This window comes from Lysinibacillus sp. FSL P4-0201 (genome assembly GCF_038593425.1).
GTDB classification, from domain to species: Bacteria; Bacillota; Bacilli; order Bacillales_A; family Planococcaceae; genus Lysinibacillus; species Lysinibacillus capsici.
In genome coordinates this window covers 2,289,995-2,309,798 of sequence record NZ_CP151995.1, presented here as the reverse complement: position 1 = coordinate 2,309,798, position 19,804 = coordinate 2,289,995, and the positions used below count along the sequence as shown (strand labels likewise).

At 40.1% G+C, this 19,804-nt stretch carries 17 protein-coding genes, 1 pseudogene and 1 other annotated feature; of the genes and pseudogenes, 5 read left to right on the top strand and 13 right to left on the bottom strand.

What is annotated here, in order from left to right; all coding sequences use genetic code 11:
- Nucleotides 1–46 precede the first annotated feature (46 nt).
- The gene (locus MKY76_RS11550) at nucleotides 47–997 is read right to left on the bottom strand and encodes an LCP family protein (RefSeq protein ID WP_048392859.1); all 951 of its coding nucleotides are present in this window, start codon (nucleotides 995–997) and stop codon (nucleotides 47–49) included.
- A 174-nt stretch (nucleotides 998–1,171) separates the two neighbouring features.
- Here MKY76_RS11550 and msrA point away from each other — a divergent pair, with 174 nt between their 5' ends.
- The gene (gene msrA, locus MKY76_RS11545) at nucleotides 1,172–1,693 is read left to right on the top strand and encodes a peptide-methionine (S)-S-oxide reductase MsrA (protein WP_319840434.1); all 522 of its coding nucleotides are present in this window, start codon (nucleotides 1,172–1,174) and stop codon (nucleotides 1,691–1,693) included.
- Between the two features lie 61 nt (nucleotides 1,694–1,754).
- Here msrA and recQ read toward each other — a convergent pair whose 3' ends face one another.
- The 5 genes from recQ to MKY76_RS11520 all read right to left on the bottom strand — a co-directional run bounded on the left by recQ (nucleotide 1,755) and on the right by MKY76_RS11520 (nucleotide 10,104).
- Nucleotides 1,755–3,527: a DNA helicase RecQ gene (recQ, locus tag MKY76_RS11540; RefSeq protein ID WP_342557873.1), complete on the bottom strand. Its 1,773-nt coding sequence runs from the start codon at nucleotides 3,525–3,527 to the stop codon at nucleotides 1,755–1,757.
- Between the two features lie 7 nt (nucleotides 3,528–3,534).
- Nucleotides 3,535–4,638, bottom strand: coding sequence for a hypothetical protein (locus MKY76_RS11535; protein WP_342557872.1), 1,104 nt, complete (start codon nucleotides 4,636–4,638; stop codon nucleotides 3,535–3,537).
- 254 nt (nucleotides 4,639–4,892) lie between these two features.
- The gene (locus tag MKY76_RS11530; RefSeq protein ID WP_342557871.1) at nucleotides 4,893–6,068 is read right to left on the bottom strand and encodes an MFS transporter; all 1,176 of its coding nucleotides are present in this window, start codon (nucleotides 6,066–6,068) and stop codon (nucleotides 4,893–4,895) included.
- Nucleotides 6,069–6,198: 130 nt separating this feature from the next.
- Nucleotides 6,199–7,872: an arginine--tRNA ligase gene (gene argS, locus MKY76_RS11525; protein ID WP_342557870.1), complete on the bottom strand. Its 1,674-nt coding sequence runs from the start codon at nucleotides 7,870–7,872 to the stop codon at nucleotides 6,199–6,201.
- Between the two features lie 44 nt (nucleotides 7,873–7,916).
- Nucleotides 7,917–8,136, bottom strand: a binding site (T-box leader).
- A gap of 81 nt (nucleotides 8,137–8,217) precedes the next feature.
- Nucleotides 8,218–10,104, bottom strand: a complete 1,887-nt coding sequence (locus tag MKY76_RS11520; RefSeq protein ID WP_328011475.1) for an FAD-dependent oxidoreductase — start codon at nucleotides 10,102–10,104, stop codon at nucleotides 8,218–8,220.
- A gap of 598 nt (nucleotides 10,105–10,702) precedes the next feature.
- Here MKY76_RS11520 and MKY76_RS11515 point away from each other — a divergent pair.
- Both MKY76_RS11515 and MKY76_RS11510 read left to right on the top strand, forming a co-directional pair.
- Entirely contained in the window at nucleotides 10,703–12,307 is a 1,605-nt protein-coding gene (locus MKY76_RS11515; RefSeq protein WP_004230062.1) for an ATP-binding cassette domain-containing protein, read from the top strand.
- Between the two features lie 129 nt (nucleotides 12,308–12,436).
- Nucleotides 12,437–13,156, top strand: a pseudogene (locus MKY76_RS11510) (metallophosphoesterase family protein).
- A 57-nt stretch (nucleotides 13,157–13,213) separates the two neighbouring features.
- Here MKY76_RS11510 and MKY76_RS11505 read toward each other — a convergent pair.
- From MKY76_RS11505 to MKY76_RS11490, 4 genes are all read right to left on the bottom strand, one after another.
- Complete coding sequence (locus MKY76_RS11505) at nucleotides 13,214–13,960, bottom strand: amidohydrolase family protein (RefSeq protein ID WP_103118112.1); 747 nt, start codon at nucleotides 13,958–13,960, stop codon at nucleotides 13,214–13,216.
- A gap of 199 nt (nucleotides 13,961–14,159) precedes the next feature.
- On the bottom strand, nucleotides 14,160–15,395 hold the full coding sequence (gene fabF, locus MKY76_RS11500; protein ID WP_342557869.1) for a beta-ketoacyl-ACP synthase II: 1,236 nt from the start codon (nucleotides 15,393–15,395) through the stop codon (nucleotides 14,160–14,162).
- Between the two features lie 27 nt (nucleotides 15,396–15,422).
- Nucleotides 15,423–15,980 (bottom strand): TetR/AcrR family transcriptional regulator, encoded by a 558-nt coding sequence (locus MKY76_RS11495; RefSeq protein ID WP_016993630.1) that lies wholly within the window; start codon nucleotides 15,978–15,980, stop codon nucleotides 15,423–15,425.
- An 80-nt stretch (nucleotides 15,981–16,060) separates the two neighbouring features.
- Nucleotides 16,061–16,531, bottom strand: coding sequence for a DinB family protein (locus MKY76_RS11490; protein ID WP_016993631.1), 471 nt, complete (start codon nucleotides 16,529–16,531; stop codon nucleotides 16,061–16,063).
- Nucleotides 16,532–16,700: 169 nt separating this feature from the next.
- On the opposite strand from MKY76_RS11490, the gene MKY76_RS11485 reads away from it, so the two are divergent.
- Nucleotides 16,701–17,339, top strand: a complete 639-nt coding sequence (locus tag MKY76_RS11485; RefSeq protein WP_342557868.1) for a hypothetical protein — start codon at nucleotides 16,701–16,703, stop codon at nucleotides 17,337–17,339.
- A gap of 58 nt (nucleotides 17,340–17,397) precedes the next feature.
- Nucleotides 17,398–18,213, top strand: coding sequence for a serine protease (locus tag MKY76_RS11480; RefSeq protein ID WP_342557867.1), 816 nt, complete (start codon nucleotides 17,398–17,400; stop codon nucleotides 18,211–18,213).
- A 62-nt stretch (nucleotides 18,214–18,275) separates the two neighbouring features.
- Here MKY76_RS11480 and MKY76_RS11475 read toward each other — a convergent pair whose 3' ends face one another.
- The 3 genes from MKY76_RS11475 to MKY76_RS11465 all read right to left on the bottom strand — a co-directional run bounded on the left by MKY76_RS11475 (nucleotide 18,276) and on the right by MKY76_RS11465 (nucleotide 19,748).
- On the bottom strand, nucleotides 18,276–18,767 hold the full coding sequence (locus MKY76_RS11475; RefSeq protein WP_342557866.1) for a DUF1232 domain-containing protein: 492 nt from the start codon (nucleotides 18,765–18,767) through the stop codon (nucleotides 18,276–18,278).
- A 273-nt stretch (nucleotides 18,768–19,040) separates the two neighbouring features.
- Nucleotides 19,041–19,241: a cold-shock protein gene (locus MKY76_RS11470; RefSeq protein ID WP_004230088.1), complete on the bottom strand. Its 201-nt coding sequence runs from the start codon at nucleotides 19,239–19,241 to the stop codon at nucleotides 19,041–19,043.
- Between the two features lie 222 nt (nucleotides 19,242–19,463).
- A complete protein-coding gene (locus MKY76_RS11465) occupies nucleotides 19,464–19,748 on the bottom strand; it encodes a DUF1033 family protein (protein WP_202949257.1) in 285 nt (94 codons plus the stop codon).
- Nucleotides 19,749–19,804: the final 56 nt, after the last annotated feature.

Sequence of the window (19,804 nt, the reverse complement as noted above, 5' to 3'; positions counted from 1 at the left end):
ATGCTCTCCCTTTATATTACAGGATAATGCTGGTTTTTGCGAAACATCACTCTAGTGAAATACCTAAAAAATCACTTAAAAAGGCTTTGTTTTGCTCCACATCGATGACAATAGAATCGCCCGCATGGCTAAAGTTTTGGAATTGATAGCTACCCTCGATAGGGATGGTTGCTTTCTCAATGTTTACCTTGCCCTTTGATAGCAATTTAAGTACTTGCTGCATTTCCTCAGTAGATGAATAATCTGTTGTGATATAGCCCTGTGCAGCACCAACAAATTTTGGTAAATGCAACATATTCGTAGGCGTTAATAACTCTGTTTTTAATGCCTCAATCACTTTTTGCTGACGTGCAACACGCCCAAAATCTCCTTCTGCATCATGACGGAAACGCGCATAACCTAGTAACTCCTGTCCATTTAAACGATGAACACCTTGCTTTAACTCTACCCCAATATTTTCAGACATGTCCTTTTCAACATCCATTTCCACACCATTTGGCGCTAAAATATCCACTAAGGATTCAAAGTTTTTAAAATCAATTAGTGCATAATGATGAATCGGTAGGCCAAACATATTTGTTAATGTATCCTTTAATAGCTGAACACCGTCTAGGTAGTAAGCTGTATTAAGCTTATAGGATTGATAGCCTGGAATATCCGCGTAAATATCGCGCATAAAGGATACGAGTTTAATGTCGTTGTTTGCTTTATTCCAGGATAATACCATCATTGTATCAGTCCGTGATTTTTCCTCTCCACGTGTATCGACCCCTAAAATCAAATAGTTTTCGATATCCCCTTTGATGCTATCACCCGTAAAATCCTCCTGTGCAACTTTGGTGTCGTTGGCTAATTCAAGTCCGCTGCGATATTGCATGACAGAATAGCCCACAATCACAATAATACACAATAGTAATAGTGTAAAAAATGCTCTCCCTTTACGTAATCGACGCTTTTTAGGACGTTGGGAGCGTCTCGTATAATCTTGCTCTTCCATAACAACTAACTCCTCTATTTTGATATAGTTAATGTAACGATTGATTAGCTAGAAAGTTTCATTATAAAAAGGATCTATTCCATGTTTTTCTATCTAAACGTTATTTTACACCCATTTGCACAGTTTGGCGTAAAACAATGCTATAATATTTTCACAAAAGAAAGGATGATTCAAATGATAGAAAAAGCGACATTTGCTGGCGGCTGTTTTTGGTGTATGGTCAAGCCATTTGTCGAGTGGGACGGTATACATAAAGTCACTTCAGGCTATATGGGTGGCCACTTAGAAAACCCAACCTATGAAGATGTCAAAAAAGGAACGTCAGGTCATTTAGAAGTAGTCGAAATCGAATTCGACCCTACTATTTTTAGTTATGAGCAGCTCCTTGATATTTATTGGATGCAAATTGACCCGACGGATGCGTATGGACAGTTCCATGACCGTGGTGAATCCTATACTACAGCAATCTTTACCTATACAGATGAGCAAAAGCAAATCGCAGAGGCATCGAAAGAAAAGCTTGCCAATAGCGGACGCTTTGATAAACCTATTGTAACCAAAATTCGCGATGCTGAACGCTTTTATCCAGCAGAGGATTATCACCAGGATTATTATAAAAAAGAGACAGCACACTATCAGCAAGACCGTGCCATTTCTGGGCGTGATACGTTCATTGCAAAGCATTGGGAAAAATAATATAAAAGAGGTGTCTCCAGCTTGTGGGACACCTCTCTTTTATACAATAGCAACAATTTTATTAAACAGAGGCTTCTAAAAACGATTGTAGTGCGTCAAAGAAGCGTTGACCATACTTCTCAAATTTTACTTCGCCTATACCACTCACCTGTCGTAAATCCTCCAATACAGTTGGTCTCTTATCACATAATTCACGTAACGTTTTATCAGAAAATACAACAAATGGTGGGACCTTTTCCTCGTCGGCAATCTCTTTGCGTAATACCCGTAAGTGTTCAAATAATGGATCATTATCCACCAGCTTCTTCACTGTAACAGCTTCCTTACGCATGACCTGTCGATTGCCAAGCAGCACTTCCTTGCCTTCAGCAGATACATAAATTGTAGGGAATGTACCGTGCTTCACGGCCAGCAAGCCCTCTGCAATTAAAAATTCGATAAAGTTGGAGACATCCTTTGAGGTATATTGTCCTTTTAAAATGCCATAGGTCGATAAACGGGCAAAGCCAAATTCAGCGATCTTTTGATTTTTAGAGCCAATTAGCACCTGTGCCACCATGGTCTTCCCGAATTTTTGTCCCATACGCACAACACAGGCCAGCACCTTTTGCGCATCCTCTGTCACATCTGTCACTGCTCGCCCGTCAATACAGTTACTACAACGCCCACATGGCTCCTCCTCAACTTCTCCAAAATACGCTAAAATCGCATTCTGTAGGCAGCCCTCAGTATGGCAATAATCGACCATTGTTTGTAGTTTAGCTAGCTCCTGTGTAATACGAGCCTCATCCTGTGACTGTTCGATAAGAAAACGCTGTGTTTGAACGTCCCCTGAAGCATACAATAAAATACAAGCACTTGGCAGACCATCTCGACCAGCACGGCCCGCTTCCTGGTAATAGCTCTCGATATTACGAGGCATTTGATAATGCAACACAAAGCGCACATTACTTTTATCAATACCCATACCAAAAGCATTCGTTGCCACCATGATACGTGCCTCATCTTTTAAAAACCGCTCCTGCTCAGCCATTCTTAAATTCTCTGATAGACCTGCATGATATTTCGCAACGTCTTCACCAGAGCGACTCAGCACATCATAAATGGCATCCACAGCTTTTCGAGTAGCTGCATAAATGATGCCCACTTCCTGTTTATTTTGTTGAACATAATTTTTTACATAGCGTTCTTTATTTTCACCAATTAACACCGAAAGTGCCAAATTCTCACGTGAAAAGCCTGTCATGACCGTTGCCTGCTCATCAATCGCTAACAATTGACGAATATCATCACAAACCGTTGGCGTTGCAGTAGCTGTCAGCGCTAAAACAGTGGGCTTTTGGGGCCATAGCGTAAAAAGCTTGTGGATCGAACGATAGCTTGGTCTAAAATCATGCCCCCATTGCGATATACAATGAGCCTCGTCAATCGCAAGTAATGGGACAGATAAATACGACAATGCTTGAAGAAACGTAGTACTTTCCAGTCGTTCAGGTGCAATATAGAGGAGCTTTAAATAACCCGCACTAGCAAGCTGCATGGTTTCATCCACTTCCTGTGCCGTCAGCGTACTATTAATATAGGCTGCTGGAATATTTGCTGTACGTAAAGCCTCCACCTGATCTTGCATCAGTGAAATCAGTGGTGAAATCACGATGGTTAACCCCTCAAGCATTAGCGCTGGAATTTGATAGCAAATGGATTTCCCTCCACCTGTTGGCATGACACAAAGACTTGACTGCCCTCGTAATGTTTGTTCAATAATCTGGGCTTGTCCTTGCCGAAAGGTATCATAGCCAAAATGATGCTGTAGCATTTGTCTAGCTTGCTCCATGCAAAATTCACTCCTTGTTTGTGAGACCAAGTAGCTTGTACTCGCCCTGTTCATTTTTTTCTAACTCATACAACATGTCGGAGTAGGCAAGTGCCTCCTGTCCAGCAGCATTCGTCAGGATATATTCCGTTTTAGCCTGTACGATAAGACGCTGTCCCTCTACACGAATTGCCTGAATATCCGTGTCTGAGAAATGAATTTTGGCTTGCTTGGAAGCATAATAGGCAACCATACTAGCCAAGGTTTCCTGTATAGCCTCTGTCCCGACAATCGGTTTCAAAACACTTGCATCCTGGGTTGTCACAGCCCCCTTTAAATACTTGTGAAACGTATCTAAAAATAGCATAATTTCATCGGTATTATACGCAAATATATTTTCTCCATATTGTTCGATTGCTTGCTGTACAGCTTCTTTATCCCCTTGTTCAATATAGGGGTATAAGTTTTTCGATTGGGAAAGTCGTACACTGGCTGTCATGCCCTCCTCAATCCATTCATCGATGGATGCTTGGAATTCCTTTATAGGCAATATGTATGGCTGCGACGCTCCTTGCTGTTGTCGATTAAAATATAACCCGACAATGGCTCCGTTTTCAGCCTCCATGACAGGGCTTCCTAGTGGTATCGATTGTTCCGCTTTTATATAATAAGCCGCTACTTTATCTTGGTATTTTTGAATTGTATAGGGTAAGCCATTCACATAAACAGCCAGTTGATTTAGCTCACCTTCATATAAATTAGGCACTTGCACATCCGCTTGATAGGTTACTCGTAGCAGGGCCATATTATAGGCTGTTGACATGACATGAATAGTCGCTGCTACCAGCTTGTCCTGACCAAATTGAACAAGGGCAGTTGGTTTGGAAGCCACTAGTGCGCCATTCGTTAAAATATACAGTTGATCATCCTGCTGCCTGATAATAATGCCTGCTCCAACACCATACTCTCCAATCACTTTGACCTCTGGGACAATTTTTTCCTGTTGCTTCGTCACAGCTCCCTCTGTTTCCACCTCTGCCTTTTTATTTTGAAACCATCCTGTCCCTATTTGACTGTCACAGCCTGCTACAAGAATAGCTGCCGCTCCTAAAATGAGCACTTTTTTATACATACCTTCACCAAAACTTTCTATTCTACATTCTCTCTTCTCTATCATAATCAAGGACTAGTAATGTTTCAAGTTTACATAATATTATTATTGGATAATCAATATTAGAAAAATGCAGCAACTTCCCTAAAGTCATTTCTTTCTACCCATTAATATTGATGGAAGACAAAATTTGCTGTGAGGATGGAAGGATATTATACCCTCAAAATAATTTTCACATAAAAAGACATGTGCAACCTGACACATGTCTCTTACAATCATTTTTTTCTTAATAGTCCAGTCGTTACTAGAATGCCGAGCATTAATAATACAAAGATCAGATACGTCCATGTATGGTTGCCCGTTAGGTCATAGCAAATGCCTATTAGAATGGGGATAATGGCACTTACCATAAAGCCACCTGCCAGCACCATAGATGACCAACTGGTGGCCTCCTGATCATTTTTGGCTTCATCAAGAGGCAGCAATAGTCCGATTGGAAATAGCCCGCTTAGCACAATGCCAATTAATAAAACAGCCAGCCATAGGTAAATACCCGCTGTCAGCCAGAGTAGCATAAATCCAATCACGCCGACAAAGCTAAACACTAGTAGCCAGGCCATTCGACTTGGCCATTTTTCCATGAGAATTGGTACCGCCATATTCCCTATCATTTGTACAATAGACATAATTGTTAGCATAGCACTGGATGCCTCTAATGACAGGCCTTTATCCTGCAATAGCGGCGTAAGCCATGACATGATTGAGAAAAAGAGTGATGTTTGTAAACCAAAGTACAGTAAAATTACCCAGGCACGTCTAGATGTCCACGGATTACGGACTTCTTCTGACGTAGTTACTTGTTGGAGCTGCTCGTTGTGTTCGGATGGAATTGCCGCTAGCCAGATAACGAGAGCAACTATAGCAAGGATTGACCACATACCAAGGGCGATTGTCCAGCTATTACTGAAACTCTGATAAAAAGTCACGGTTAAGGCTGCACTTAAAGTAGCCCCTACGCCTATACCGAATGAATAGATACCGACTACTGTCGTAAAACGTTCTGGAAACTTTTTCTTAATATAAGCATTTAGGATAGGACCAATCATTGCAATCGCTAAGCCTGCCGCAAAGCTTGTCACGATGAGCAAGAGATAGCTTGCTTGGAAAAAGCGTAGCCCATTCGCGACGACAAGGATGGCCACTAAAAGGGTGATAGCTGATTTCGTGCCCATTTTTCGCTGAAGCGGGACAGCCAAAGGTGCGAATAATCCCATACAAAAAACGGGGATAGCTGTGAGAAAGCTCATGCTTGTATTCGAGACATGTAAGGATGTCATGAGGACATTAAAAAGCGGTCCTATTCCCGTGACAGCTGGCCTCATATTAAGAGCGACAAAAAATATACTAATGACCACGAAGGTGAGTGATAATGTCCAATGTTTTTTAACCAATTGTTTGATCCCCTCTGTTATTACGCAGCCTTCATTTATGAAAAGCTTGCATGGATTCCTCTATCCTTTTATCATGTTTTCGATGGTTGGTCAATGATTGGACAGTTTACCTTTACATGGCTAAGGCTTCTTACATATTTTCAGGTGATTCAATACCTAATAAGGCTAATGACTCTTTTAAAACAATAGCAACACTCTGACATAATGCAAGACGGGATGCTTGCTGTTCATCTTCTACTAATATTTTGTACTGTGCATAATATTTATTAAATAAACATGCCAGTTGTAAGGCATATTTCGCTATTTGGGACGGATCAGCCTGCTCAAAAGCCATAGCTACCGTTTTAGGAAACTGTTCTAGTAATAAAATAATCGGCCAAGCCTGCTCTCCTAAAGATTTGAAGAGCATATCTTGAGTCGGAGCTTTCTTTTTATCTAAAATAGAGCAAATACGTGCATATGTATACTGTACATATGGCCCTGTTTCGCCTTCAAAATTCATCATTTGCTCGATTGAAAATTCAATATCGTTGAGACGATGGGATTTTAAATCATTAAAAATTACCGCTCCAACCCCCACTTGCTTTGCGACTTGCTCTTTGTTAGGTAGAGAAGGGTTTTTCTGCTCCATATTACGCTGTGCCGTCGTTATAGCTTCTGCTAGTACATCAGCTAATAACACCACTTTACCTTTACGAGTCGACATTTTTTTGCCATCCTTCAGCATCATGCCGAATGACACATGTTGCAGATTCTTTGCCCAAGGATAGCCCATTTTTTCGATGACCTGAAAAAATTGTTTAAAGTGGAGGGACTGCTCATTGCCAACAACGTAGAACATCTTTTGGGGCTGGTAGTGCTGTTGGCGATACAGGGCTGCTGCTAAATCACGCGTCGCATAAAGCGTGGCTCCATCCGTTTTCGTTATTAAACATGGAGGCATCTCCTCCATCTCCACAACATACGCACCTTCTGATTCCACAAGGAGCCCTTTTTCTTTTAATTCTGTTACAACGGACGGCATTTTGTCATTGTAAAAGGCTTCACCTATAAAGGCATCAAAATGAATGCCTAATAGCTCATATATTGTTTGAAATTCTATGAATGACACATCTCGGAACCATTGCCATAATGCCTGTGCCTCTTCATTACCGTCCTCCAATGCTTTAAAGGCGGCACGAGCCTGTTCATTGAGCGTTGGGTCTTGCTCGGCCTCTTCATGAAACTTCACATAAATCTTTAATAACTCCTCTATTGGTGACGCTGAAATAGCTTGTTTATCACCCCAAAGCTGATAAGCAACAATAAGCTTGCCAAATTGTGTACCCCAGTCCCCTAAATGATTGATACGAATGGCTTGATAGCCATTTTTTTCTGCAATATTTGCTAAGGCATTGCCGATGACCGTTGAACGTAAATGTCCCATCGAGAAAGGCTTGGCGATATTAGGAGAGGAAAAATCCAAGACGACCGTTCCCATCTTTGTTGGCGTAGTACCATATTGTTGCTTGTCGCGCAGAATCTTGTGTAACACCTGTTGCGTCACCTTTTGTTGATCAAGAAAAATATTGACATAGCCACCAACAGCTTGCACACGCTCGATACTGTCATGATTTAATTGACTTGCTATATGTGCCGCGATACTCTGCGGTGATTTTTTCCACACTTTTGCTAGAGTAAAGCATGGAAAGGCTACGTCCCCTAGCTCCAAGCTTTTGGGTTTTTCTAATAATGACAATATGTCCTCTCCTATTATTTGCTGCTTTAATGTGACTGCTATACTGTCGGCGATTTGTTGATTCATTTTGCTCCTCCTCCTGTTCAAATAAAAAAGCCCTCGCCTCTATAATTAGAGACGAGAGCATGATAATCCCGTGGTACCACTCTAGTTGCCATGTCACATGACCACTTTCCGTTGTTAACGAGGTGACGCCCCGCTATTCTCTACTATTTGTTCGAGAATCTTCTCCAAAGTGCGCTTCATTCATGGTTCCTGCATTAGGCTCCCACCATCCCTAACTCGCTAGCCAGTCATTCCATCAATTACTCTCTTTTTCATCGAATTTTTTTATGATTTTGACATATATTACAGGACTTTCTAATTGTCGTCAACCCTTTTTTACGTTGCCGTTTCAGCAAAAAACGCTCCTCACAAGGAGGAACGTTTTTTTTCTACATAATGAATCACATCAGCCATAATCGCATACATCTCTTTTAATTTTAATTTCTTATTATCAGAGACTTTCTTCGCTACTTTCTCCGTGACAATTCCTTTTTCTACTAATGTATCCCAGCTAGTCGCATTGGATTCACCGATGAGGACGTCAGCCAAATATTGAGCTAACTCATCTCGCTCAATAGCTTCATCGCCTTGATTATAAACTTTATTGATGACAATTTCGAGCTGGTCCTTCACTCCTGCTGCACTTTCTCCACCAGCACGTAGCATGCTCTCTTTTAACATTTTAGCAAACTTTATTTTCGTCGCCTTACTGTCTACTTTTAGGTCATTATCATAGCCGCCCACAACAAGGCCATAATTAATGAGGGTTTGAATGGCTTCATCATACCATTCTCCTTGATATGGATACTCAATTGAAAATGAATCAACATAGGCACCTTGCTTAGCCAATTGCTTTCGTAATGTAGCGATTAATGGTTTATCCTTACTCATGTCTCTAAAGGTTACATCGTGCTTCTGTGCAAGAGCAGCCGCAGTCCCAGCCGCTTCACCTGTCACCATCCCTGTTGGAACAATACGTGCACTACCAGCTGCAAGTGAGGAATAACCAGCAGAGCGTCCGACAACCAATAAGCCATCAATATCCTTCGGTACTAACGACCGGAAAGGAATAGCATATTGCTTGGGTGAAGCGATCACATAGCCGTAATCATGAGGCGTTTGCGCTTGCACATCGACTGGATAAGAGGCAATGCCAATACTATCCCACTGATCACTATTTTTCCACAGGTCTGCCATTGGTAATTGATACTCTGCCCAAATATGTCTCGTTTCTCGGACATAGAGCTCTTCTGGATAGCTGACAATTTCAGCTTTTTCAAACCCTGGGAAGTTTGTTTGTAAATATTTTAGAATGTGTAACGTTTCTTTCTTCCCAGCGACAATCGCCGCTTGTTTTGAGGATTCATTCAAACCATCAATACCAAAAATCTGTAAGGCATTGATGAAATATTCATCATCTACACGAGCTAAGTTTAACCCTCGTAATCTTGTACCCTCTTGTAATGGCTTGTATTCATCATGTAGCTTTGTAAAGCCCCACATCACCGTATGATTTAAATTAGCACCGCCAAATACACCGGAATTAGCCGCTTTTTTGACTTCATCCCAATTGACATTTTTTAAATGTAGCATTAAAGTCACAGCCATACGCTTATCCTTTATGCCAATATCTTCTCCGCCCACAAAGAAAGGAACGCCCGACAAGGCTGCAAAATCAGCATCCTGTGTAGCATCTATGAATGATTTCCCCGTCACAACATATGTACCGTACTCATTTTTTAATTCCACAGACGTTAATTGTTGTTGTTTGACATTTGCTTTCACAACCTCGGTTTGCACGGATAACGTTAAGTTGGGCTCTTCATCGATTAGCTTTTTAAAGGCTGCCTTAGCACCTACAATGCCAAAAGCGTCATTCCCTCTAACAAGCTCATGCCATTCCTTAAATATTCCCTCACTAATCGAGTTGTTATGGCCATCACGAGGAATGTCGAGGAAATTCAGCATACCATATGTAAATAATCCACCTAACTCTTGTCGTTTTTCGACCAGCAATGTTTTCGCACCATTTCGAGCAGCAGCCACAGCCGCAGCCACTCCCTCTGGCTCACCACCGATGACAATAACATCATATTCTTCCTCTATATGTTCAATTGGTTCTGGCTTTTTATACTCATCTACTAATTTATTGTATGCCATAGAGTTTGTTATTTCTTTAATAAAATAGTAGCTACCAAACCCAACTAAAACTACTATTACACAAGTGGCTGTCCATAATAAGCCCTTACCCATAATATACCTCCAATTGTTAAAATTTCCATCGATGTGTTTATTTAATCATCATTCCCGCCACAAGGGCTGAATGTCCTAGTTGAACGCAGGCATAGCATATCATTACCACAAACGAATAATTCTTTAGCTTACAGCATTCTTATATGAAATTATCATCAAGATAAATGAATGAAATCATTTATGAGGATTGTGATGTTTTTAGTCTAACTTTAGCAACATCTATCTAGTATAAATGAAAGAGCCACGAATAGCTGGCATTCAAAACGGGGATGGGCTTGTGGGCACCAGTGATGATTTACTTGATATATAAACAGTCAGAATCATTTTAGACGAAACCTTTGTGAATAAGCAACTAAAATCCCCGTGGTAAATGATGTCATTTTTCTATTCTTTTTCAAAAATAGTTAATCACACTACAATAGACGCCTCACTCTCAAAGAAAGTTACACCAAATTTAAATTTTTTATTGTATCTTTATTCAGTTTATGTTTAACAAAAAATGTGGAAAGAACGCCAAACCTTGATTTAATAATGTTTATAGACTATGGAACATATTTCATGCTATACTAGAGCCATTGTGAAAAAAGGAGGAACTTGCATGATTCAAGTTAGTAATGTAGGTCTTCGCTATGGCGATCGTAAACTATTTGAAGACGTAAATATAAAATTCACACCAGGCAATTGCTACGGTTTAATTGGGGCAAATGGTGCTGGTAAATCAACATTTTTAAAAATCCTTTCTGGTGAAATTGAAGCGCAGGAAGGAAATGTATCGATGGGTAAGGACGAACGTTTATCTGTCCTGAAACAAAACCACTTCGAATACGATGAGCATACAGTGCTCGACACAGTTATTATGGGGAATAAACGCCTATATGACGTGAAAACAGAAAAAGACGCTATCTATGCAAAGGAAGATTTCTCAGATGAGGATGGCATGCGTGCTGCAGAGTTAGAAGGTGAATTTGCAGAGCTAAACGGTTGGGAAGCTGATTCAGAAGCGGCTACACTATTAAACGGTTTAGGTATCTCCGATGATCTTCATTACATGCTAATGGGCGATCTTGAAGGTTCTGACAAAGTTAAAGTATTACTGGCACAGGCACTGTTTGGTCAGCCTGATGTACTATTACTCGATGAGCCTACCAACCACCTTGACTTAAAGGCAATTCAGTGGCTGGAAGAGTTCCTGATTAACTTTGAGAATACAGTTATTGTTGTATCCCATGACCGTCACTTCTTAAATAAAGTATGTACACATATTGCGGATTTGGACTTCTCTAAAATCCAATTATATGTAGGGAACTATGATTTCTGGTATGAATCTTCTCAATTAGCGCAAAAAATGGCACAAGACCAAAATGCGAAAAAAGAAGAGAAAATTAAAGAATTACAAGCGTTTATCGCACGTTTCTCTGCCAATGCTTCTAAATCGAAGCAAGCAACATCTCGTAAAAAAATGCTTGATAAAATTGAGCTTGATGATATTAAGCCATCAAGCCGTAAATATCCATTCATCAACTTCCAAATCGGGCGTGAAATTGGTAACGATGTCCTAACAGTAGACGGTCTAACAGCAAGTCATGAAGGCGAAACGCTATTCAAGGACATGCGCTTCTCGATGAACAAAGAAGATAAAATTGTTTTACTTGGTAGCCCAATGGCGAAAACAGCACTTCTTGATATTTTAATGGAAGAAAAAGAAGCGGATGCTGGCACATTTAAATGGGGTGTAACGACATCTCAAAGCTACTTCGAAAACGATCATGACAAGTACTTCGAAGGTTCTGAAAAAACATTAGTAGAATGGTTACGTCAATATTCTCCAGACGATGAAACAGAAAGCTTCCTTCGTGGTTTCCTAGGACGTATGCTGTTCTCTGGTGAAGAAGTGAAGAAATCCCCTGCTGTTCTTTCTGGGGGCGAAAAGGTACGTTGTATGCTATCGAAAATGATGCTTGCGACAGCAAATGTTATTTTATTAGATGAACCTACGAACCACCTTGACCTTGAATCAATTCAAGCATTGAACGAAGGCTTAATTCGTTTCAAAGGCGCAATGATTTTCACATCACATGACCATCAGTTCATCCAAACAATTGCTAACCGTGTCATCGAAATCCGTGAAGACGGCTCTATTTTAGATAAGCAGTTAACATATGATGAATTCCTAGAGTGGAAAGATAGCCAAGGCTTAAGCTAAGCTTTACAAAAATCCTCTACCCATAGTGGGTAGAGGATTTTTTTGTCTTTTGTGTTTATATGGTTTTTAAAGGATTAAAAGGATTTTTATTGAACTATATAGTATAGCATTAATGAGGGGGTAATCTTCGTGAAGAAAATTGCAATTATATCAGATATTCATGGGAATAAAACGGCATTAGAGGCCGTATTAAAAGACATTCGCTTAAGAAAGATTGACAGAATTTTTTGTTTAGGTGATTTAATCGGCAAGGGCCCTCAAGGATCTGCCTGTATAGAACTTATCCAACAGAATTGTGAACAAGTCGTACGAGGCAATTGGGACGTATTTATTCAATCCCCTACTGACAATGATTTTCTCCAATAGTTTAAAGATCGATTAACAGCAAAAGACTATCAATATCTCGGGTCATTACCCTTCCATATTGATCTTGAATTAAATGAACAGCTCATAAGATTTTTCCATGCGTCTCCAAGAAGTGAATTTGAACGTATCCTACCAAATCATCCACTTGAAAAGCGTTTATCTATGTTTGAGAATACGGCAGTAACCAATTCAAGCCATTACAAGAAACATCCTGATATTGTGTTCTATGGCGATATCCATACAACTTTTTTACATACATATAAACAAGGAATTCTTTGTAATGTAGGGAGTGTTGGTAATTCACTTGACCTAACTTCTGCTTCCTATGCCATTCTAGATGGAACACAGTCAAACAATGCCATCCAATTTATTAGAGTAGCATATGACCGAGAGGCTGAGCTAATGATCGCAAAAGAGCTGGGTATGCCTCAATTAGATCAGTATTATAATGAAATAATGTTTGCCAACTATCGAAATGCTTAGTACCGTCATAATTAAAAAAGAATCCATTTTCATGCCAACATGGATTCTTTTTTATATTCAACGCTGAAAATACCATTGCAGCGCATTCTTGTAGAGGATTTTATCAGCAGCCTGTTGATCAAATAGCTGTTGAATCAATTCCACATCCCCATAATTAAAAGGTCGTTTAGCTCTTGTAGACGGGCAATCTGTTCCAAACATGAGGGCATCTGGATTAGCATTATAAATCGCTTGTAAAGCATGCTTCACATCCAGCTCCACACGACCAAAGCCAGTCGCCTTGACACGTACTCCCTTATCAACAAGCTTTAATAAATGTGGCAGCCCTTCTTCCGACAACCCTAAATGATCGATGGAGATGGCTGGTAATGCTTCAATTGTCGAGGCTATCTCCGGTATTTCCTTCGCATCGATATATAATTCACTATGCCAGCCCACCAAATCATAAACCCGTCGTGCAAAGGTTTCTAGCTGTGATAAATCCTCTGAGCCACCTCGTCTACTATTAAAGCGTAATGCCCGTACCCCATTGTTATGTAAATGTACAATTTCATCATCCGTGACCGTATTAGGTAATTGCGTTACCCCACAAAACGTGGGACCAAGTTGTTTCAATGCTTTTAAAAGATAGGCTTGGTCAAATCCTTGAAAAGATCCTGATACAATGGCGCCTCCCGCTATCTGGAGACTCACTGTGTCCTTTTGATAATCCTCTACTACATAGCTTGGTGGCGTATAACCTTGATTTTCGATAATCGGAAAATTAAAGTCAATGATATGAAAGTGTGCATCAAAGATTCGCATCATTTATCCCCCTTTTCCTTTGAATTTACCATACTCTAACTATAAGTTATAATACGAATTTCTAGCTATTTCTCATAAGGAAAACTTATTGACTTGCAATAGCTTAAGTTCCCTCTTCTCTTTTCAAGTTGATAAAACAAACATAAAAAATGGTATGAACAATTAAATTCATACCACTCTTTTTAGCTAAGCTAATGCCTTATTCCTCAAATTTTTTAAATGCTAGCACAGCATTATGACCACCAAAGCCAAACCCATTCGATAGCGCAAAGTTAACGTCTTGATGAAGTGCCTCATTAGGAACATAGTTTAAATCACATTCGGGATCTGGTGTTTCATAATTGATGGTTGGTGGAATAATGCCCTCCATTATACTTTTCAATGTAATAATGGCTTCAATTCCACCGGCCGCGCCAAATAGATGTCCTGTCATCGATTTTGTGGAGCTAACCTTTAGTTGATAGGCATGGTCACCAAAAACGTGTTTAATAGCCTTTGTTTCAGATTTATCTCCCTCTGGAGTACTTGTGCCGTGTGCGTTGATATAATCGATAGCTGCCCCATCGATAGCACCCATTTTTAATGCCAGCTTCATGGCATTGGCAGCACCCGTAAAATCAGGAGCTGTAATATGATAAGCATCTGTTGTCACACCATAGCCAACAATCTCACCCAGAATCGTAGCACCCCTTTGTTTGGCGTGTTCATACTCCTCTAGGAATACGATGCCAGCTCCTTCAGACATGACAAAGCCATCCCGCTTGCTATCGAATGGTCGACTGGCCTTTGTTGGCTCTTCATTCCTAGTGGACATGGCTTTCATGCGGGAGAATCCTGCAAAGCTAAGTGGATTGATCGGTGCCTCCGCTCCGCCTGCTAAAATGCCATCCGCATAGCCATGTCGAATCGCTAAGAAAGCTTCTCCAATCGCCTGGTTTCCTGTCGCACAGGCAGAAACAGGTGAAAAGCTTGGTCCTTTAAAGCCCGTTTTGATTGCTAGTATTCCTGCAGCCATATTGCTAATCATCATCGGCACCATAAATGGTGACACCTTCCTAGGCCCTTGATTGAGCATCGCTTGATGATTTTCTAAAATCGTTTCAATGCCCCCAATGCCAGAGCCAATGTAAACGCCTAAACGCTCCTTATCTACCTGTTCCATATTTAAATTGGCTTGTGTCAGAGCTTGCTGGGCAGCGGCAACAGCATATTGCACAAATAGATCATATTTACTGATTTCTTTTTTATCCATATACAGCGTTGCATCGAAATCCGTACTCGTCCCAGCAATTTGCGTATTAATGCCGCTAAATGCCTCCCCTTGAATTTTTTGAATCCCTGATTCTCCTGCCTTAATATTCTCCCATAAGGCTGATACCGAATTACCTAACGGGGAAACAACACCATATCCAGTAACAACGACTCTTCGTACCATGCACATCGCTCCTTCTCGTTTCATGTCTTACTTTAACAGTTCCTTTAATTGCTCCAGCATCTTTTGAAAGAACGCTTCTCCTACAACACGTTTATATTGTAATGCCCCTTTCGTACTTGAAATAAGTAATACAGCTAGAGCCTCCAAATCATTAGTAGCTTGGAGTGCGCCCTGTTGTTTAGCATCTTTCAATAGCTCAACAAAGACATCGATTTCCATTTGACTAAGCTGCTGAAGCTTTTCTTGCATTGGTTGCGGTAATTCTTGATAATCCGCCTGTAAAGCTGATATAGGGCAAATGCCGTCTTGCTCTAGAAATTTTATTCGCTGCATAATAAAGGCAAATGGCTTTTCCTCAGCTGGCAAAGTGGACTCCTTCATCAATGTAAAAGTTCTCTCTAATCCTTGTTGAATTCTTTCGCAAACAGCAATCCCTAAGTCTCCCTTCTTCTCGAAATGATAGTGAATACTAGCTTTCGTGACGCCAAGCTCCTTTGCTAAATGCTCATAACTAAATGATGTGAATCCTTTTTCCTGAATATTCTTCAATGTTAATTCTATAATTTGCATTTTTCTATTTGTCATGGCTTTATACTAACTTACTAGTAGGTAAGTGTCAATCTAAAAAATGCAGCAGATAAACGATTTATCTGCTGCTCGCGTAATTATTGCATTTCCTTTGTTGGTCCCATCACGCCAGGTACTGGTAAACCTGCTTGACGTAGTAGGACCGTCATTTGTCCACGATGATGTGTTTGATGGTCAATTAATACACGTAATAAAGCCCCTTTTGGCATCGGCGCTTTAAAGCCTGTTACTACCTCTAGTAACTCTTCATTCGAAAGCTTAGCCACTTCCTCTTTAATACCATTTGCTACGCTTTCATAGGCTGTCACGATCTCAGCCGCAGTCGTTGGCACAGGATCTTCTTGACGAATCATTGGTACTTTTAACCCTGCTAGATAGCTAAAATATCCTGCTGCTCCAACTAAATGCCAGCCTAACCAACCAAGTGTACTGTGACCCTCTACAATGCTTTGCTGAAGCTTGTCATCTGTTAAAGCCTGTAATACCTGTAGTGTCCCGTTTGATGCATTTGACCATTCTTGTAAGAAATCATCTACATGTCTATACATGTCTTTGCCCCCCATTTTTTCACTTCATTTCTATCATAGATAATTTTCCATGCTGTTACAAGTTTTCATTTAATAGTTTACATAATAATATTATTTATATAATCTCATATTATTCGTATAACACTCCTCGTTCACGTATAATGAAAGAAAATAGCGAAGGAGTGTGCCCATGAGATACCCTGTTCTAGTACTTTCTGTAGTATTTTTACTGGCTGGCTGTCGTGAAGAAGTTCAGGAAGAGCCTGTGCCAGCTCCAACACTATCTATGGAAGACAAGCAAGCAGTGGAACAAGATCAAACGTCACTTCTCTCCTATTTTCCACCTGATGGATCTGTTGCTTCTTTTCAAGGGGAAGGAAATGAATTTGCTAGCTTCACACTAAAAACTACCTACCTCGATACACAGCATATCGTACAAATAGAGGATAATGGTGGTGTGACACTATTAAAAATCTACCGCATAACGGATACAAGTATTGATCTTGTCTATCGAGAACCTGTTGACAGTAATCCAAGCATGCCAAGTGCAGCTGAGGCAGCATCTTATCCTGTACTGGAAACCGTACTTCAAAAGCCTTTACAAGTCGGGACAAGCTTTCAAGGTTGGACCATTGAATCAACGACCGCTACTGTTGATACTGGTACAACGGTCTATCAAGATGTCATCCAGCTAAGTCGCTCTGAAGATCAAATGACCACAACCAAATATTTTGCAAAGGACATTGGTCTAATTCGCAAAGAGGATACGATGGAAACAGAGCAAGATGAGCCATTTGTTGTGACATCAACCTTGCAAAAAATAGAATAATTGAAAGAAAACAGGCGTCCTGCTTGGGCGTCTGTTTTTTAGCAAAGGAGGCCAATCAATGAGTGATATACATAATGCAACACCAAAGCAAGATGAATTAACGGAAGAAGAATTTATTGAACTTGTACTCGAGGAACAGCAAAAAGCATTAGCACAGGCGCGAGAAGAACGCATTTATGGAAAAAAGCCAAAAAAACAAAAGCCTCTTGTACGCTGGATCGTGTGGGGTATGGCACTAGTGCTGTTTTTCAATACATTTGCCCTCATTTTTCAAATCTACTCCATACCTGCGCTTGAATTTATCAAGGTTTCAACGCGGCTCTCTGCACAAGAAGATATACAAACCTATAAAAAGGCAGTCGTTGAAATTTCAACAGGCTCCAGTAAAGGCACTGGTTTTGCCATCTCACCAGATGGTCTGATTGTCACCAACGCCCATGTTGTCGAACATGCCACAACATTATCAGTTGTCTTTCCTGATGAGGGACTGATGGAAGCAACATTAATCGAGAGCTATCCAGCCGTAGATTTAGCCTTTGTACAGGTGCAAGCTGAGCAACTTCCCTATCTACCTCTTGCAGAAGATCCACCTTACACTGTTAATGAACATGTCTATTTTATTGGAAATCCACTTGCTTTCACCGGCATCGCTAATGAAGGAACATTGCTAGAAGCCATTCAATTAGAAGATTGGCAGGAGCCAGTTAGGATGCTAAAAGCTCCTGTTTATCGGGGCAATAGTGGTAGCCCTGTAATCGATCAACATGGTGAGGTCATTGGGGTTATCTTTGCCACGATGAAATATGAGCCCATTGGAAATGTTGGCCTATTTGTACCTGTACAACAACTCCGAAATTTATTAGTTGAGCAATAAAAAATGAACCTGTAATAAGCAGGTTCATTTTTTATAAGGTGTCTTAGGTTTACATAATATTATTATTTATCTTTACTTTCTTGCTTGACGAACTGAGCAATTGGCGATTTTACAGGAATTTTACTGACAAACTCATCACTCACTTCTGCAACCTTTTGTAGCACATGTAAAAGCTTGTCATCCCCTGTCCAATGCTTTTCCACTACATCTGGACCCAACTTATTAATAATGGTATTTACCACAAAAGTTGCTAGTACAACATCATCTAAATAGCCACCAAAGCCTAACAGTCCTTCTGGCATTAAATCCATTGGTAATACAAAATACGCAATGGATGCCCCAATTAATGCACGACTCTTTTTATCTACACCCGCATCGGTTACTGTTTTAATTAACAAATGAAATAAATCAGGCACAAACATTAAATACGGAGTAAACTTGTTACTTTTTCCCTTTTTCGACCCAAGGAAAGCTACTAATTTTGTACGTAGTTTCTGATAAAAATCCTGTTGCTCCTGTTCTTCAGGCAATTTTTCTTCATTATTCACATTCATCTGCCTCCTTCTTTACAGCGATGCGCTATTTTGGCGGGGCTACCCTCCATTTTATGGGGTTATCCGCTACTTTTGTGCAGCTATCCTTCAGTTTCACATAGCTATCCGCTACTTTTATAGCGCTATCCTTTACTTTTGCATGGCTATCCGCCACTACTATATATTTAACCTAAAATAGGATTTGTAATCCTTAAACTTGCAAATGATACAAAAAAGACATCCTATTTGCATAGGATGTCTTGGGTTTAACGAAGTAATTTTAATTACTGAGAATTAAAGTTTAGTTACGTTAGCAGCTTGTGGTCCGCGGTTGCCATCTACAACTTCGAATTCCACTTTTTGACCTTCGTCAAGAGTTTTAAAACCTTCGCCTTGGATAGCTGAGAAGTGTACGAATACGTCGTTTTCACCTTCAACTTCGATGAATCCAAAACCTTTTTCTGAGTTAAACCATTTTACTGTACCTTGTTTCATTTAAGAAAACCTCCAAAAAATAAAAGTGAACAATATGTAATTTCTTCAGCGATTGAAAAAAATTCACATATTACAAAGAGTACCGAACTAACGCGATCACTTTTTGTAATATGTGAATTCATGTTTCCGGTGAAGCAATTAAATTGTTAAGTTAAGTATAACTGCCATCCATAATTTTGTCAAATAAAGAAAAAATCTTTTTTACTTTTTTTCAAAATTTTTTTACTTCTCTTCTATTTTACACGCAATTATTCCATGATATACTTGTGCATCATCATCGCAAGCCTCACAGTAAAAGCTCTCATCCTCAGACCAAAAAGCCCAATACTGCTCCTCTTTCGTTGCCTCATTATCGTAAGAGGAACGAAATTGCGCTAATTTTTGTTGTAATGCACGTTCAAAGAGCTCCTTCGTGTCAAATGTATCTTCAGTTTGAATATAAGCTTCCCAGCCTTCAAATTTCCACCAAGGCTCATAGTCCGCTTTCATGTAAATAATTGTATACATATTTGCCCATTCCTTGCTGTCATAAGATAGTTTCATTTTAGCAAACACAACTGAAA

Excerpts from the sequence above, each read along its gene's own strand:
- MKY76_RS11480 (WP_342557867.1), top strand. The coding sequence starts at position 17,398 with ATGAGTGATATACATAATGCAACACCAAAGCAAGATGAATTAACGGAA.
- MKY76_RS11520 (WP_328011475.1), bottom strand. The coding sequence starts at position 10,104 with ATGGGTAAGGGCTTATTATGGACAGCCACTTGTGTAATAGTAGTTTTA.
- MKY76_RS11535 (WP_342557872.1), bottom strand. The coding sequence starts at position 4,638 with ATGTATAAAAAAGTGCTCATTTTAGGAGCGGCAGCTATTCTTGTAGCA.
- MKY76_RS11515 (WP_004230062.1), top strand. The coding sequence starts at position 10,703 with ATGATTCAAGTTAGTAATGTAGGTCTTCGCTATGGCGATCGTAAACTA.
- MKY76_RS11490 (WP_016993631.1), bottom strand. The coding sequence starts at position 16,531 with ATGTATAGACATGTAGATGATTTCTTACAAGAATGGTCAAATGCATCA.
- MKY76_RS11475 (WP_342557866.1), bottom strand. The coding sequence starts at position 18,767 with ATGAATGTGAATAATGAAGAAAAATTGCCTGAAGAACAGGAGCAACAG.
- msrA (WP_319840434.1), top strand. The coding sequence starts at position 1,172 with ATGATAGAAAAAGCGACATTTGCTGGCGGCTGTTTTTGGTGTATGGTC.
- MKY76_RS11485 (WP_342557868.1), top strand. The coding sequence starts at position 16,701 with ATGAGATACCCTGTTCTAGTACTTTCTGTAGTATTTTTACTGGCTGGC.
- MKY76_RS11465 (WP_202949257.1), bottom strand. The coding sequence starts at position 19,748 with ATGTATACAATTATTTACATGAAAGCGGACTATGAGCCTTGGTGGAAA.
- argS (WP_342557870.1), bottom strand. The coding sequence starts at position 7,872 with ATGAATCAACAAATCGCCGACAGTATAGCAGTCACATTAAAGCAGCAA.
- MKY76_RS11470 (WP_004230088.1), bottom strand. The coding sequence starts at position 19,241 with ATGAAACAAGGTACAGTAAAATGGTTTAACTCAGAAAAAGGTTTTGGA.
- MKY76_RS11550 (WP_048392859.1), bottom strand. The coding sequence starts at position 997 with ATGGAAGAGCAAGATTATACGAGACGCTCCCAACGTCCTAAAAAGCGT.
- MKY76_RS11505 (WP_103118112.1), bottom strand. The coding sequence starts at position 13,960 with ATGCGAATCTTTGATGCACACTTTCATATCATTGACTTTAATTTTCCG.
- MKY76_RS11495 (WP_016993630.1), bottom strand. The coding sequence starts at position 15,980 with ATGACAAATAGAAAAATGCAAATTATAGAATTAACATTGAAGAATATT.
- recQ (WP_342557873.1), bottom strand. The coding sequence starts at position 3,527 with ATGGAGCAAGCTAGACAAATGCTACAGCATCATTTTGGCTATGATACC.
- fabF (WP_342557869.1), bottom strand. The coding sequence starts at position 15,395 with ATGGTACGAAGAGTCGTTGTTACTGGATATGGTGTTGTTTCCCCGTTA.